The following is a 1,888-nucleotide window of genomic DNA, read 5'->3' on the forward strand; positions in this document are numbered from 1 at the left end:
GGTACAGGAGCCAACCGGAGCGCCTGGCTGGAGAAGAGGAAAGGGAGAGCCGCACCTCTTCGATGCCTGCGCCAATGAGCACAAGTCTCTCATCGGCCGATCGCTACATGCGGAATTGAGAGAGAACCTGGGCAGACCTGCAGAACAAGTCGGCGGAGATGGCCGTGACGGCCGACTTCCGGAGGAAGAGGGCTGAGGAGGTAGCCAAGTCTCTGCAAGCCAGCATCGACGTCCAGAAGAGCCCAGAGGCGCTCAAGGCCGCGGACCTCTTTGCCAAGGCCTTCGACGTGTGGAGGAAGGCGTATAAATCGACTCTGACCTCGCCTACCCTCAAAATCGAGGGGGATCTCGATAAGGTGAGGGCCGTCGATCTGAGCAAGGCGCAACTGCCGGACTCCTATAAGCTGTTGATCAAGGCCAAGACCCCCACAGGCTAGAGGTATAAAGAATCATATAAAGAAATAGATGTTAAAAACTCTGACGCCCTCAAGGAGGCGAAGCTCTACGGGCCGCGTGTACATAGAAAGAGATGGCGAATATCACATCTTGAGAAGCAACGGCACGCTCGTGAAGGCGGACAGGTCCGTCGTGGACAACATCCTAGCAACATCCCACGTCCATGCGCAGTACGAGCAGAAGCTCGAGGTGGAGGCCACGAAGAAACAGCTAGAGTCTTTGCCGCCAGGGATCAAGGAGCTGATTTCCGCGTGGATAGCGGCTGGGAAGGGGCTATCGTGAGCAAGTTTGCGGGCCTTGTGTCGAATCTGCTGTCAAACAGAAATCAACTGGAGAGGGAGCAGAGGTACTTAGCAGTCAAGAAGGCGGCGTACAAGGCGTCGCCCCCCGCGGCAGCAATCGGCGCGAGGGGGACACTCGGAGCCATGGCGATAGGCGCCGGGCCAACACCCTCTCGCTTCTGGCGCTTGCCTCCTTTTTGAGATCTTCCCACACGTAGCGGGACAGCGTAGCTTCTGTAAGCGAGCCTAAATGATCTTCGAGTGTAGACACGCGTTTATCCAGCTAGGCAAAGCCAGCCTTGGTGTAGTCTGCCAACGCCTTTAAAGCTTCGGCGTTCCTCCAGGGCCCTCTTGACAGCCCTCTCCACCACCTCCTCAAGCGTCTTCAAATCCACAGACACAGATGTTGACCAACGCCGTCTTTAAAAACTAAGCCTGACGCCGCTTCTCCGTGGGTTCCCACGTGCGCTTCTGCACAGATGTAGCCGGTGAGGGTGGATTGGCACGCCTCTGGTTGTGCAAAAAGGTGTACACTTACCGGTGGTGTATCCGAACCCCTAACTGCGTTCCCATATGCTACTGCCACTGTGCTGAGGTGGAGCCACCTCAATAGGGCTAGGTATGTCATCCACAAGAGCGTCGCCTTCCACGCCGTCCTTAATGCGCCAACCCCAGCCAGAGGTAGGCCACCCTAACAGCCCAACACCCCGTGGGCATGAGCTTCGCCGCGCTGGGAAGCCAAGTCTACAGCTTGTCACGCGGCCCCGGGGAGCCCGGACAGCCGTCACCAGCTCTGTGGCTGTGCTACATTTCGCCATAATGGAGGTCTCCTACAATTATTTCTCGAAATAAAGCCAGTCTTTATCCCGTGCCTACGGTAGGAGAGATCTGGCATGTGTAGAAAGGCGGAATGTACCTCCCAGCCCCTAGGCGGTATGTAGCCCAATAGATACTCCAAGAGCCGTCTCGGCTACCCAGTAATCAAAAGTGTTTGAAACAGCAGTTTCCTAGGCGACAGCTAGGGCGGGGGGCCTAGAAATCAAAGGATAGTTGAAACCGATATGGACAAAACTTATATAAAACCAAATTCTTTAGTACATGGTTAGAAATCGAAAAGTAGTTAAAGTTAATATGGATTCTCGCAGTCAGCG

At 55.2% G+C, this 1,888-nt stretch carries 3 protein-coding genes and 1 pseudogene; 3 read left to right on the top strand and 1 reads right to left on the bottom strand.

Annotation, left to right across the window (positions count from 1 at the left end):
• Positions 1–164 precede the first annotated feature (164 nt).
• From ACP5J3_RS13995 to ACP5J3_RS14005, 3 genes are read left to right on the top strand one after another with little or no spacing between them, the layout of a single operon-like run.
• The gene (locus tag ACP5J3_RS13995; protein ID WP_428496243.1) at positions 165–437 is read left to right on the top strand and encodes a hypothetical protein; all 273 of its coding nucleotides are present in this window, start codon (positions 165–167) and stop codon (positions 435–437) included.
• A gap of 28 nt (positions 438–465) precedes the next feature.
• Complete coding sequence (locus ACP5J3_RS14000; RefSeq protein WP_428496244.1) at positions 466–738, top strand: hypothetical protein; 273 nt, start codon at positions 466–468, stop codon at positions 736–738.
• Entirely contained in the window at positions 735–938 is a 204-nt protein-coding gene (locus tag ACP5J3_RS14005) for a hypothetical protein (RefSeq protein WP_428496245.1), read from the top strand. Before ACP5J3_RS14000 ends, ACP5J3_RS14005 begins: the two co-directional genes overlap by 4 nt.
• Here the strand turns inward: ACP5J3_RS14005 and ACP5J3_RS14010 are convergent.
• A pseudogene (locus ACP5J3_RS14010) lies at positions 892–1,138 on the bottom strand (hypothetical protein); the annotation flags it as partial. The gene ACP5J3_RS14005 and the pseudogene ACP5J3_RS14010 sit on opposite strands and share 47 nt — an antisense overlap.
• Between the last annotated feature and the right edge of the window lie 750 nt (positions 1,139–1,888).

It is taken from the genome of Pyrobaculum sp., from assembly GCF_049971835.1.
GTDB lineage: Archaea > Thermoproteota > Thermoprotei > Thermoproteales > Thermoproteaceae > Pyrobaculum.